Origin of the sequence: Serratia sp. CY44782 (genome assembly GCF_052168715.1) — a bacterium.
In the GTDB taxonomy this organism is placed as follows: domain Bacteria; phylum Pseudomonadota; class Gammaproteobacteria; order Enterobacterales; family Enterobacteriaceae; genus Serratia; species Serratia nevei.
Genome location: NZ_JBJNME010000005.1, coordinates 242,639 through 254,920 on the forward strand (window position 1 = coordinate 242,639; position 12,282 = coordinate 254,920).

12 protein-coding genes and 1 pseudogene are annotated in these 12,282 nt (G+C 48.2%); 7 read left to right on the forward strand and 6 right to left on the reverse strand.

All coding sequences use genetic code 11. The features are described from left to right. Positions 1-26 precede the first annotated feature (26 nt). Entirely contained in the window at positions 27-695 is a 669-nt protein-coding gene (gene exoX, locus ACJ8HT_RS11500; RefSeq protein ID WP_004928833.1) for an exodeoxyribonuclease X, read from the reverse strand. A 424-nt stretch (positions 696-1,119) separates the two neighbouring features. On the opposite strand from exoX, the gene dksA reads away from it, so the two are divergent. Both dksA and pip read left to right on the forward strand, forming a co-directional pair. Continuing rightward, entirely contained in the window at positions 1,120-1,545 is a 426-nt protein-coding gene (gene dksA, locus ACJ8HT_RS11505; RefSeq protein ID WP_033653830.1) for an RNA polymerase-binding protein DksA, read from the forward strand. A gap of 194 nt (positions 1,546-1,739) precedes the next feature. Beyond that, positions 1,740-2,693 (forward strand): prolyl aminopeptidase, encoded by a 954-nt coding sequence (gene pip, locus ACJ8HT_RS11510; protein ID WP_197651988.1) that lies wholly within the window; start codon positions 1,740-1,742, stop codon positions 2,691-2,693. A gap of 33 nt (positions 2,694-2,726) precedes the next feature. On the opposite strand, the gene ACJ8HT_RS11515 is transcribed toward pip, so the two are convergent. Beyond that, complete coding sequence (locus tag ACJ8HT_RS11515) at positions 2,727-2,957, reverse strand: DNA polymerase III subunit theta (protein WP_033638067.1); 231 nt, start codon at positions 2,955-2,957, stop codon at positions 2,727-2,729. 344 nt (positions 2,958-3,301) lie between these two features. Here ACJ8HT_RS11515 and ftnA point away from each other — a divergent pair, with 344 nt between their 5' ends. From ftnA to ACJ8HT_RS11540, 5 genes are all read left to right on the forward strand, one after another. After that, positions 3,302-3,820, forward strand: coding sequence for a non-heme ferritin (ftnA, locus tag ACJ8HT_RS11520; protein ID WP_102984835.1), 519 nt, complete (start codon positions 3,302-3,304; stop codon positions 3,818-3,820). Positions 3,821-4,112: 292 nt separating this feature from the next. Continuing rightward, positions 4,113-4,529: a CopC domain-containing protein YobA gene (gene yobA, locus ACJ8HT_RS11525; RefSeq protein WP_046686875.1), complete on the forward strand. Its 417-nt coding sequence runs from the start codon at positions 4,113-4,115 to the stop codon at positions 4,527-4,529. Positions 4,530-4,531: 2 nt separating this feature from the next. After that, on the forward strand, positions 4,532-5,413 hold the full coding sequence (gene copD / locus ACJ8HT_RS11530; RefSeq protein WP_197651987.1) for a copper homeostasis membrane protein CopD: 882 nt from the start codon (positions 4,532-4,534) through the stop codon (positions 5,411-5,413). 69 nt (positions 5,414-5,482) lie between these two features. Further along, positions 5,483-5,824: a YebY family protein gene (locus ACJ8HT_RS11535; RefSeq protein ID WP_025302452.1), complete on the forward strand. Its 342-nt coding sequence runs from the start codon at positions 5,483-5,485 to the stop codon at positions 5,822-5,824. Positions 5,825-6,395: 571 nt separating this feature from the next. After that, the gene (locus ACJ8HT_RS11540) at positions 6,396-7,715 is read left to right on the forward strand and encodes a DUF6602 domain-containing protein (RefSeq protein WP_197651986.1); all 1,320 of its coding nucleotides are present in this window, start codon (positions 6,396-6,398) and stop codon (positions 7,713-7,715) included. Positions 7,716-7,949: 234 nt separating this feature from the next. On the opposite strand, the pseudogene ACJ8HT_RS11545 reads toward ACJ8HT_RS11540, so the two are convergent. The 4 genes and pseudogenes from ACJ8HT_RS11545 to ACJ8HT_RS11560 form a co-directional block, all read right to left on the reverse strand. Further along, positions 7,950-8,120 (reverse strand): annotated as a pseudogene (locus ACJ8HT_RS11545) (tyrosine-type recombinase/integrase); the annotation flags it as partial. Positions 8,121-8,179: 59 nt separating this feature from the next. Further along, positions 8,180-9,220, reverse strand: a complete 1,041-nt coding sequence (locus ACJ8HT_RS11550; protein ID WP_197651984.1) for an IS481 family transposase — start codon at positions 9,218-9,220, stop codon at positions 8,180-8,182. Between the two features lie 168 nt (positions 9,221-9,388). Further along, on the reverse strand, positions 9,389-9,625 hold the full coding sequence (locus tag ACJ8HT_RS11555) for a tyrosine-type recombinase/integrase (RefSeq protein WP_350429763.1): 237 nt from the start codon (positions 9,623-9,625) through the stop codon (positions 9,389-9,391). A gap of 394 nt (positions 9,626-10,019) precedes the next feature. Further along, complete coding sequence (locus ACJ8HT_RS11560) at positions 10,020-11,678, reverse strand: AIPR family protein (protein WP_197651983.1); 1,659 nt, start codon at positions 11,676-11,678, stop codon at positions 10,020-10,022. Between the last annotated feature and the right edge of the window lie 604 nt (positions 11,679-12,282).

Below are 12,282 nucleotides of genomic sequence, written 5' to 3' on the forward strand. Positions count from 1 at the left end.
GGGCAGCCTCTGTGCCGCCCGCCGTGTTAGCCAATCAGATAGTATTTCAGCGTGTGCTTCATGTCCGGGCTCAGATCGTCGATGGATTTCAGCATCCAGCGCAGATAGCCGGGATCTTCCTGGGCGATGCGATCGATCTCCTGCCCGCGATACTTGCCGAATTTGAACTTCTTCAGCAGCACCGGTTGTTCGGTGATCTGCACCATTTGCTCCGGCGTCCAGCCCGAATCCTTGATGATGCGTTGCAGCAGCGCGGCGGTGACATAGCAGTCATACAGCGCGCGGTGCGGATACAGCGTGGCGTCTGCCGGTAGCTGCACGTCCAGGTTCAGCGCGTAGCGCAGATATTGGTTGCCGTACTTGATGTCCGGATACAGCGTGCGCGCCAGCTTGAGGGTACAGATCCAGGCGCCGTTCATCTCCGGCAGTACGCCGCGATCGAAAGCGGCGTTGTGCGCCACGTAGTAAGGGCTGCCCTGATAGCGGCCGATTGCCACCGCGATGCGAGGTTTGCCTTCCACCATTTGCTCGGTGATGTGATGAATCGCCATCGCGTCGAGGCTGATGGGGCGATCCGGGCTGACCAGATCGCTCATCGGGTTGGTCAATTGACCGTCGAGCAGATCGAGGGAGGCCACTTCCACCACGCCGCCGTCCAGCCCGCAGGTCTCGGTATCTATTACGCGTAACGTCATGTTTTCCTCCGCGTTGCCGTCAGCCCTCAGCTTAACCGGCACAGGCGGCCGTGCCAACCGCCCCCTCGCTACAGGCAATAAAAAACCCGCCTTGGCGGGTTTAATGACGGATGGAAGGACGCTTACTCACCAGACGGATGCGCTTTTTTGGCGCGTTTCTCCGCACGTTTCTCAGCTGGGGTTTTCAACGGCTTCTTCTTCGCATTCTTTTTGCTATCCATTCCCTTACTCATGATGGCCTCTCGTTACCTATGATTGGGTGGCTTGCTCAGCCATTAACCGCCTAAAGCCAAGAGGATGCAAGCGGCAAAGTGCAGGTTTAGGTTAACCGGCTGTTTGTGCATGAAATTTTGTTTTTGGATGACCGGGTGCTAAAAATAAATATTATGTTATAATGTTACACTTTTGGTGTTGGGAGAGCGCAATGACAGTCATGACGTTACCGGATGCGCAGCAACTGCTGGCCATGCCGGATTCTGATTATATGAACTCGGTTCAACGGGCGTTTTTCCGCCAACTGTTGCAGGACGAGCGGCAAAAGTTGCTGCTGCACATCGATGAGCTGAAAAAAGAGATCGACGGCGGCGAAGCGACGGGCGATGAAGCCGACAAGGCGGCGCGCGAAGAGGATCTGCGCCTGCTGTTCCGCCAGTTGGATCGCGAAAGCCGCCTGCTGCCGAAAATCGATGCGGCGCTGGCGCGATTGCAGAACGGCGAGTACGGCTACTGTCGGGAAACCGGCGAACCTATCGGGCTGGCGCGCCTGCTGCTGCGCCCGACGGCGGAGCTGAGCATCGAGGCGAAAACTGCACAGGAGATGCGTGAGCCGCATATGCGCAAAGGTGGCTAATTGAGCCCCGCCGGGGAGCGAATGTGCCCCTCAACCGATCGGACCTGTGGGCATTTTGCAGGCAGGTCGTTGTGATTTTGAGCAAACGCGCGCTGAGTTCTCGGCGCGCGTTCGAGTTTTCGGGTTTTACCGTTGACCTGCCGGGCGGCTTCCGCTTTGATGAAAGCATGACTCACAGAGAGACGGAAAGCGCCATGGAACAATTACGAGGTTTGTACCCGCCGTTAGCAGCATACGACAGCGGTTGGCTGGACACTGGGGATGGCCACCGGATCTACTGGGAGCTGAGCGGCAACCCGAACGGTAAACCGGCGGTCTTCATTCACGGCGGGCCGGGCGGCGGCATCTCCCCGCATCATCGTCAGCTGTTCGATCCGGAACGCTACAAGGTGCTGCTGTTCGATCAGCGGGGCTGTGGCCGCTCCCGTCCGCACGCCAGCCTGGACAACAACACCACCTGGCATTTGGTGGCTGATATCGAGCGGCTGCGCGAAATGGCCGGCGTCGATCAATGGCTGGTGTTTGGCGGTTCCTGGGGATCGACGCTGGCGCTCGCCTATGCGCAGACCCACCCGGAACGCGTCAGTGAAATGGTGCTGCGCGGCATCTTCACCCTGCGTAAGCAGGAACTGCATTGGTATTACCAGGACGGCGCGTCACGCTTCTTCCCGGACAAATGGGCGCGCGTGCTGTCCATTCTGTCGGATGAAGAGCGTAAAGACGTGATCGCCGCCTACCGGCAGCGGCTGACCTCGACCGATCCGCAGGTGCAGCTCGAAGCGGCCAAGCTGTGGAGCGTGTGGGAAGGGGAGACGGTGACGCTGTTGCCGAGCCGCGAATCCGCTTCGTTCGGCGAGGATGATTTCGCCCTGGCATTCGCCCGCATTGAAAACCACTATTTCACCCACCTGGGCTTCCTGGAGAGCGATGACCAGCTGCTGCGCAACGTGCCGCTAATCCGCCATATTCCGGCGGTGATCGTCCACGGCCGCTATGACATGGCCTGCCAGGTGCAGAACGCCTGGGATCTGGCTAAGGCCTGGCCGGAAGCGGAGTTGCATATCGTGGAAGGGGCGGGGCATTCGTTTGATGAGCCGGGCATCTTGCACCAGCTGATGATCGCCACCGACCGGTTCGCCGGCAAGTGACGTAAAAAACCCGCCGTTACGGCGGGTTTTTTGTTATTTGACCTTCGGCTCGTACGGCAGGCGCGAAAACCTGTGGGATTCCGCGCGGTAGTGCGCCACGCGCTCGCGAAAATAGTCGCGCAGCGCTTCCGGCTGCTCACGCTCCACCACTTCCGGGATCACCGGCATGTTGTAGCGCTCTTTGTACGCCACGCCTGAGGCGGCGAGATCCACGTTCACCCGGTCCATCTCTTCTTTAGACAGCTCGGCCAGATTGTAACCCACGCTATGCTCCTTACTTACTTTGCCGCTTTGAACCTGCGCAGAAGGTAATCCACCCGGCGGCGCTTGGCAAGCCCGTTGCGCCGCTGCTGCGGGCGATATTTGTCCGGGAGTAATGCAATCTATTTATTCTTTTAAATAAGAATGATTCGCTTTTTGATTAAAATAAAAGATGAAAATAATTATCATGTTAATTCTCAATGTGGTGTTGATATTTTAATTCATTGATATATATGATTTTTATAATTAATGTGATTTGAGTGTAAATAAGGTGTTTTTATTTTTACGGCAGCAGGGCATAATGCGCGGAAATTAAATTCATGACCTGCAAAATAAAAGGAATCATTATGCTGACGCAAGAAATGACTCAAAAGCTGAATGAGCAACTGAATCTGGAGTTCTACTCCGCCAACCTGTACTTGCAGATGAGCGCATGGTGCAGCGATAAAGGCTTTGAAGGCGCCGCCGCATTTCTTAAAGAGCACTCTCAGGAAGAGATGCAGCATATGCAACGTCTGTTCGACTACCTGAGCGACACCGGCTCTCTGCCGCTGCTGGGCACCATCGCCGCGCCGCCGGTGTCGTTCGAATCGCTGGCGGACGTGTTCCAGCAGACCTACGAACACGAACAGCTGATCACCCGTCAGATCAACGAACTGGCGCACGCCGCTATGACCGCACACGATTACTCCACCTTCAATTTCCTGCAGTGGTACGTGGCGGAGCAGCACGAAGAAGAGAAACTGTTCAAATCCGTGCTGGATAAGCTGGCGCTGGTGGGCACCAGCGGCAAAGGCCTGTTCTTCATCGACAAAGATCTGAAGAAAATGGGCGCGATGGGCCAGGGCGGCAACGGCCAGGCTTAATCCGCATCAGAACACCGAAAAACCGCGCGCGGGCGAGCCTGACGCGCGGTTTTTTTTACCTTGCGTTTATCGCGGTTATGCGGCGATACGTGCTGCCGGATCGCAAAATGCCAGTGATGCGCTCGACTTGCCGCAGCGTGGTCGTTATGATTTACCGCGATACGCTACAGGGATGGTAGAGTCAAAACAGCGGGTTAGCCGATACAACCCGTTTTTCTGTTTACCCGTGGCGCAATCACTTGCGGTGGGTTGGGGCCGCTGATACATCGCCTTGGCTGTGGCCTTAACCCTTATGACCCTCTTTATACTGTTAAGGGATACCACTGTGATCGGTAAAATTCGTTCCTCCTGTCGCCTGCTTTCCACCGTTTTCGTCCTGTTCGTCGGCCTGTCTTCGCAGCAAGCGCTGGCACACGCCCATCTGAAAGTGGAAACGCCGAAGGCCGACGCCAGCGTCAGCCCGGCGCCGAAGGCGCTGACCCTCAGCTTCTCCGAAGGCATCGAGCCGAACTTCAGCGGCGTGAAAATCACCGGCCCGGACAACGCCGTGGTGAAAACCGGCAAGCTGCAGCTCGATCCGAACAACAACACCCAGGTCAATGTGCCGATCGAAGGCGAACTGAGTGCGGGCAAATACAACGTCAGCTGGCATGTGGTGTCGGTCGACGGGCATAAAACCAAAGGCCAGTACAGCTTCACCGTAAACTGATCGTGAGTCTGGCGACCCTGTTCGTTCTGTGTCGCTTGGTGCACTTTGCGGCGGTGATGCTGATGTTCGGCATCAGTCTGTTCACCGCCTTATTGTCACCGCAGCGCCTCTCCCCGATCCTCTCCCGCGATGTGCGCCCGCTGCTGCTTGCCGGCACCTGGATTGCCGGGCTTTCCGCCGTGGCGCTGCTGGCCATTCAGGCCGGGCAAATGGGCGACGGTTGGGAAGACGCCTGGCTGCTGGAGGTTTGGTGGGCGGTGCTCGGTACCACCTTCGGCGAAGTGTGGCGCTGGCATCTGGGCCTGTCGCTGCTGGCGATCCTGAGCCTGCTGCTGCCGGAAAGGCCGCGCGCGCAGGCGTTGGCGCTGTGTTCGGCGCTGCTGCTGGTCAGCCTGGCGTTCATCGGCCACGCGGCGATGCACGAAGGCACGCTGGGCGTGCTGCACCGGGCCAACCATGCGGTGCACCTGCTGGCCGCCGGCTACTGGTTCGGCTGCCTGGCGCCGCTGCTGGTTTGCCTGCGCTACCTGCAGCCGCCGCAGTGGCGCAGCGACGCCATCACCACGCTGATCCGTTTCTCGCGCTGGGGGCACCTGGCGGTGGCGGCGGTGATCGTCACCGGCATCGTCAACAGCCTGATTATTCTCGGCGGTTGGCCGCTCAACCTCGGCTCGCCTTATCAGCGCCTGCTGCTGATCAAAACCGCGCTGGTGGCGCTGATGGTGATGGTGGCGCTGGCCAATCGCTACGCCATCGTGCCGGCAATGAGCCGCGTGCCGGCGCTGGCGCAGCGCGGCGTGGTGCTTGCCTGCTGGCTCGAAGTCGGGCTGGGGGGGGCGGTGCTGCTGCTGGTCAGTTTATTTGCAACCTATGCGCCGGTTTGACATTTCGGCTTGCCGCAACCGGGCAAGCTGCGGGAAAATCGACGTGAATAGCAACCTTAAGGCCAACACATGAAATCGGTATTACTCGGCATTACGCTGCTGGCAACCGCGACCGGCGCGCTGGCGGCAGACAAACTGGTGAACATCACCAAACTGGAATACGGCAAACAGTGGGCGTTCACCAAGGAAGAAGTGACGCTGCAGTGCCGCAGCGGCGGCGCGCTGTTCGTGCTCAACAACAGCACTCTGATGCAATACCCGCTCAACGACGCAGCGGAGCAGCAGGTGAAGAAGGGCCATCAGCGCGCGCAACCGCTGGAGGTGCTCCTGCTGGACGACCCTGCCGAACCGGGGAAAAAAATGAGCCTGGCGCCGTTTATCGAACGCGCCGAGAAGCTGTGCGCTGACTAACCGCTTGTTTGCCAACGTCTTGCCCAAGGTGCGCGGATTGATGCGCATTTGCCGCATAGTTATTTCGTCACGAAACTATCACGCGGCCGCCGGGCGGCTGGCAAAACTGGCGCGGTAGGCTACTCTTAAAGTGCACGGCTGAACAAGCCCTGCATTAAATGCCAACTTTTAGCGCACGGCTCTCTCCCAAGAGCCATTTCCCTAGACCGAATATAGGAATCGTATTCGGTCTTTTTTTGTTTATCATTTAAAAAAAAACAGTGACTTACAAGAAAAACAACCACTTACCACGCCTCCTATTCTACCGTGCTGCACCCTTTTTCCACCTGTGTAGTCACTTTATGGTCACTCTTATGAGAGTATCTGGCAGTTAGTTTTTCAAATGACTCGTTGAGTATCTTTATACTGACATCTATATACCCTTTGTTCCTTTGGCGTTAATGGATGTAGAATTGAACAGGCAAGTAAACTTTTTTGGTAACGTGATATTAATCATAGACTTTAATTTTAAAACATCATTTAATCATCTAGTGTTACTATAAATCCTGAAAATAAAAAAAGGTGATATAAATTGTTAAAAAGATCCTCTGATTTATTAAAATGTTTTATTGAATATGAAACTAAAGTTTTATCTCAAATTCCAATGTTTCATATGCCGACATTAGGTGACGGTTATGAAGCCATAACAAGAGATGGGTTGGCTAAAGATTATGTATTACCGCCAGATTTGGAACTTAATGTTGTGAGTGGCTTCATCTCCGTTGGTGGGAGTATGCTACAAGTACAAATTGATTGCATGTTAGTGTGTGGTGATGGAGTAAGTTATGGTAGGACAGGAAAGTTTATCTATGAAATAGAACAGGTTCTTTGTATATTTGAAGTTAAAAAAACTTTGACTAAAGCTGATATGAGCGATGCGATAAAACACTTATCAGTTATACGTAAAGCTTTCTCAGAACATTTTGAAAATAAGATAGAGCACGAAAATTACATCCCGGAAATTGAAGATGCCAGAAAGCACTTTGAACAAATAACAGGTAGGGAAGCTCCCAATCATTACTATGAAATTAATGACATTCCCAAAGAGGATGGCTTGCTTTTTTATGTTTTAGTTCAAGAGATGATTGCACCAATAACAATTATCCATGGCTATGGTGGATATAAAACGGAGTTTGGAATACGTTCAGCATTTCTAGATTTGTTAGAAGATGAGTTTGTGAGTGGCAGTAAAGGCTATGGAGTTCCATCACTCCCATCTCTAATTACGTCTAATGAGTATTGCATTATTAAGGGTGGGGGGAATCCATTTGTTTTTATTGGTGAGAATTGTAGTTGGGTTACTTGTGGTTCAACTCGATTTAATTCAATAGAAGTGATTTTAGAATTGGTTTGGTCTAAAATATCCAATTACTTCAAAATAAAAATGCCATGGGATGATGGCATATATATGAATAATGTCGCACCCATGTTAATTGCGACCCCAAAAGCAACACCTGAAAGAGCTGGTTGGTTATATAAGACTGTTGAGTTAAGTGAGAAAGAGTTAGCAAGAGGTGATGATAATTTATGGGAGCCGATAAAATTAACTGATACCCAAATATCTATTATAAATTTATTGGCTGCATATGGTGGGGCGTTTGAAGCATCTCAAGATAATATTAATTATTATCTTGAGAAATATAATGTTGATTTAGATTCTGAGTTTTTAAAACTAGCGCAAACTCAATGTTTTACTGTTTGTGAAGGTGTCATAAAGCCCATTAATCAGGTAACATTGGTTCTTTCCTTAGATAATGGTTTCTCCTATTTGAGCACGGACGAGGACAGGCTAAATAGTTGGTGTGACATCAATGGATATGAAAAAAAATACATAAAAATAGTTATTTTTTAAATCTATTTGTTATTGTTTTAGAATGGATTTGAAACGTTTTTATATCAAGCTCCTTGATTTTAATAGTATCTGTTTTTAATTAATGCTCTGATATTTTACTTTATTAAATATCAGAGTAATTGCTCAGAATATATTGTTAAGGTGAGTTGAATGAGAATGTTGGGTGTATATTTAGTACATGTCCACTAATGCTAACCACGTATTATATATTTAACTGGTTTTAGCTCCGTCACTCTAATGACTAAGATTGGCTAGCGGATTTAACATTAAAACATCTTCCAAATAATCTGGGGCGAAGTGGGCGTATCGCATTGTTACCCTGATATCCGAGTGCCCCAGGATGCGCTGCAAAACAATGATGTTTCCGCCGCCCATCATGAAATGGCTAGCGAATGTGTGCCTTAGATATATTAGCTCAGACCTGATCTGACAGTTACCGGTTATTTATACAGGTATCTGTCAGATTACATCTGGCTTAAATTTTTCTCAGCCCAGATGCGCTTTCCATCAAGTAACGTTTTCATCGGCGTCCGCCCACAGCACATTTTTCCCTGATGAGTTCGCTCATTATTATAGTAAGCCAGCCATTCATCAAGATCCGTTTGTAACGTGCCCAGATCGCCATACAGCTTTTTACGGAACGTCACCTGATAAAATTCGTTCAGGATCGTTTTATGGAACCGCTCACAGATGCCGTTGGTCTGCGGTGACATTGCTTTGGTTTTCGTGTGGTCGATATCATTTATCGCCAGATAGAGCAGGTAATCGTGCTGCTCCACTTTGCCGCAGTATTCTGTTCCTCTGTCGGTCAGTATCCTCAGCATCGGTAGTTCCTGAGACTCATAAAACGGCAGCACACGATCATTCAGTAAATCAGCTGCTGTAATGGGTGTTTTGGTGACATACAGCTTGCAGTGAGCTACCTTTGAGAACGTATCGACGAACGTCTGCTGGTAAATACGTCCGACACCTTTCAGGTTGCCCACGTAGAACGTATCCTGTGAACCCAGATAGCCGGGATGTGCGGTTTCAATCTGGCCGCAAGCCTCATCATCACTAGCTTTACGCTCCAGTGCTGCTATCTGGTTGTCGGTCAGTTCGATACCCTCACGGGCCACTTTTTCTTCCAGCGCTTTCAGACGTTTTTTAAAGTTCTCAAGGTTGTGGCGCAGCCAGACAGACCGGACACCACTGCCTGAGATAAAAACACCCTGTTTACGCAACTTATTGCTGGTTCGGTGCTGTCCATGAGCAGGGAATGCAACAGCATAATCAACAACGGCCTGTTCAGTTGCATCGTCAGTACGATTTTTGAGATTGGGAGCGCGTCGGCTGCGGTTAATCAGCGCGTCCACACCGCCTTCATCGGCCAGTTCGCGATAACGGTAAAACGTGTCACGTGAAACGCCCATGATTTTGCAGGCTTTCGAGACATTGCTGAGTTCTTCAGCCAGATTGAGCAAACCGGCTTTGTGTTTGATGACGGGATTGGTAGTATGAAACATGAGAGTTACCTTGTGTTTTGTATAAGGATTCGACACCCATATCAAAACCGGTAACTCTCAACCTTTCAAGGTCATATGTCAGATCAAGTCGCGACTAATACACCTTAGAACATGCGTCATTTGCCCCTCAGGAAGCGTAATGTTCACCAGTCTCAACATTCGATAGAATTACTTATAACATGGATCAAATTCTTTTCCGTCCATCGCGATCAGGTCTTCATACAGTTCCTTTGAAATCGGCACGCTCCTGTTCTTCCTCCCCTTTGTGTTCGTGTAAGTGACTTTATATTTTGATAACTGTGAAGGCTTTAATTTAGCAGCCTCATTCCACCTTGCGCCCGTTGATAAGCATATTCTCACGATTAGTGTAAGTTCAGGATTGCCATGAATATGGCAGGCATTCATCAGGGCCTTTACCTTCTCATTGTTTAGCTACGCCATTTCCTTTTCTGGTTGTTCGAACTCCCTGATATTCTCCAACTGGTTCGGCAACGACCATTCCTCCTAGGTGTTTTAATTCGTTGAATACCTAGCGAGAAAAAGCTTGCTCGCAGTTACTACCGAAACTGATGTGTATTGTGTGGAGAACTGCGACGGGTTCGGTAATGTGAAAGGGGTGAGCGAGGTGTTTGTTCGTAACGAGCTGATTCCACAGTAACGGTAAATACAGAAAATAAATGAATGGTTAGGGGCTATTTAATTCATTCCCTATAGCTTGGGCGATAAAAGGAATTAAATATTATAATGTATTAATAAGCCTTATGTTCTACATGAGGCTTATTTTAAATAACTTTAACTGTTAATTCTCAGATATCTGTACTTGCAATGCGATTTTAGTTTTTGTTTTTGCATCTTTAAAGAAACGGTTGAATGAAAAACCAGGATCTTCCTCCTGTTCTTTAGTTATAACTTCTGATATGTATTTGATTGCTGACGGGATTAATTTGATTGCTTGAGCACTATCCTGCCTAGAAATTTTTTTAATCTCACATATTTGACCTATAGCAAAAAGAACATGGTATGCTCCATCAATCAAGAACATCTCACTAGCGTCAAAATCCTCCATTTTACGAATCGAGGATTGAATTTTTTTCTTTCTAGTTTCAATTGCATCTAGAACACGTACTGCGGCTAGTAAATCATCCGGCTGTAATTCGTCTGTAAACACTTGATCATAAAGATCAGAAAAAATCCTACCTCTATCTTTTTTAGCTACCTCTGGTAAGTCTAAGTTAAATGCTAAATGTGCTTGCCCAGCACTTAGAGCATCAATTCTTAAATGAACTAGTTGATTTGTGTGTTGGCCACTTTTTCTTTCATAGAACAATCCCATTCCTTCAAATGCTTCTTCCAATTTTTTCTGTATATCGTCATTTGAGCGAAGGTCGCGTGTTTTAATTGGTGTCTGACTATTAGTTGACTCAGCAACAGCCAAGCTAACTGGTTGCGATTTGGTTTCTATGATGCGAACAAGGATTAACACATCGTCAAGTTTTTCCGGTTCCGTCTGACTAGCTTCAAATAAAGCGTTGGATGTTTGCCCTCCATTGACTATTTGAATATTCTCAAGCTCAACTGTTGGTGCACGCTTCCCCTTCAAATAAGAGAATGAGTCACATGTTATTGTGATACCATTGTTTAAATACCAAAACAGTGAATTTTGCTCAGATAGAGCTGTTTCGATTATTTTTCTGTTTATTTTATTTGTTCTACTCAAATAAACACGAACATTGTCATTAAAAATATCTTCCCTGACTTTTTTATCATGCTCTTTGTCAGTGATTAACCTTACTATTTCATTTGCTTCTACAGTGCAAATAAGACCTCGTATACTACCATCTGTTCTATCAAAATAATCTTTGTCGATAATCTGAATGTTATCATTTATTGGTATGTGTTTTTTGTCAACGAAATAGTCAACAATCGAATCTAAACTATGATGATGTACATTGAAGTATTTATATTTTCCTAGGGACGCGTCTGCCCGCTCCTTCTCATCGATTTGCATTGGTAAAGTATTGCCACAAAAATGCACTTCAATAGAAGGGTTTGGCTTATTTAATGCATCCCAAACTTCTTTTATTTTATTCCAGAGGATAGGGTTGCAACTTTTTTCCAATGTTTTATCTAAATCTAATAAATTCTCAAAAAAAGAAACTAGCTTATCTATTTCTGCACTAGGAAAGTTTTTTTTTGTGTTTTCGAAGTTGTCTGCGTATTTGAACTGGAAAAAATGTATAGAATTCCTACCATCTCTGTCGTCAATAAAAACAGCATCTACGCCACGATCTTTTGCCCCATCTGTTATTGAGTCTTCAGCCTCTTCATCCGAAATGTTTAATAATGTTGCAACCATAAGTATAGGAAAAGCTTTCTGGCGTGTATCAATGCCATTTTCAATATCGAGGTAAGCTTTTACTTTATGATCTAAAGTGCTCCAATCTATTAAATTTGCCATAACCCCTCTTTTTTATCACTTTAATTTTTTAAAAACTCTATTAGCTATTAAGTGGCACGAATAATGATCTTGTTACTGTATCAACAATGATGTGGTCGGATCAATCTCTAACTGTGGCGCTCGCAATCATAGCCACGCCTGCCTGCTTTTTACAGAGGGGGAGGTCATGTTGGCGTTTTACAAGTACAAAGGTGTGCCATCACTGGCGCGCCAGGCGGGTTTAGAGCTTTTTTGGATCATGCAGTTCCATGCAGCATAGACATGCATACTCATGCATACTAAAGTGGCTAGTGAACTATTGTTTATCTGTATCTGTCAGTGTTATGAACATCCCGTCGTAGCCTTTGTCTGGTAATACCTCACTTAACCAGCCTCAAATCAGATACGCGTCACGGAACTATGAGAGCAAGCCCAGCTATGAGTCGAACGCGTATTAAGGTTTGTTTTTGTTCTTCAAGCGATTCCATCGCTGCCTCTAGACAATACTGAATGTATGTACAGTGTTGTATTGAGCGCTTTCAGAAACCTTGTCAAGACTCTATTTTAATGAATTTATTTCATTCGCATACATTCTCATTAATTGGCTGTTTTAGTCTGTTGTGCT

Coding starts and splice junctions, on each gene's coding strand:
- ftnA (WP_102984835.1), top strand. CDS start 3,302: ATGCTGACGCAAGAAATGACTCAAAAGCTGAATGAGCAACTGAATCTG.
- ACJ8HT_RS11560 (WP_197651983.1), bottom strand. CDS start 11,678: ATGGCAAATTTAATAGATTGGAGCACTTTAGATCATAAAGTAAAAGCT.
- ACJ8HT_RS11535 (WP_025302452.1), top strand. CDS start 5,483: ATGAAATCGGTATTACTCGGCATTACGCTGCTGGCAACCGCGACCGGC.
- yobA (WP_046686875.1), top strand. CDS start 4,113: ATGACCCTCTTTATACTGTTAAGGGATACCACTGTGATCGGTAAAATT.
- dksA (WP_033653830.1), top strand. CDS start 1,120: ATGACAGTCATGACGTTACCGGATGCGCAGCAACTGCTGGCCATGCCG.
- ACJ8HT_RS11550 (WP_197651984.1), bottom strand. CDS start 9,220: ATGTTTCATACTACCAATCCCGTCATCAAACACAAAGCCGGTTTGCTC.
- exoX (WP_004928833.1), bottom strand. CDS start 695: ATGACGTTACGCGTAATAGATACCGAGACCTGCGGGCTGGACGGCGGC.
- pip (WP_197651988.1), top strand. CDS start 1,740: ATGGAACAATTACGAGGTTTGTACCCGCCGTTAGCAGCATACGACAGC.
- ACJ8HT_RS11555 (WP_350429763.1), bottom strand. CDS start 9,625: ATGAATGCCTGCCATATTCATGGCAATCCTGAACTTACACTAATCGTG.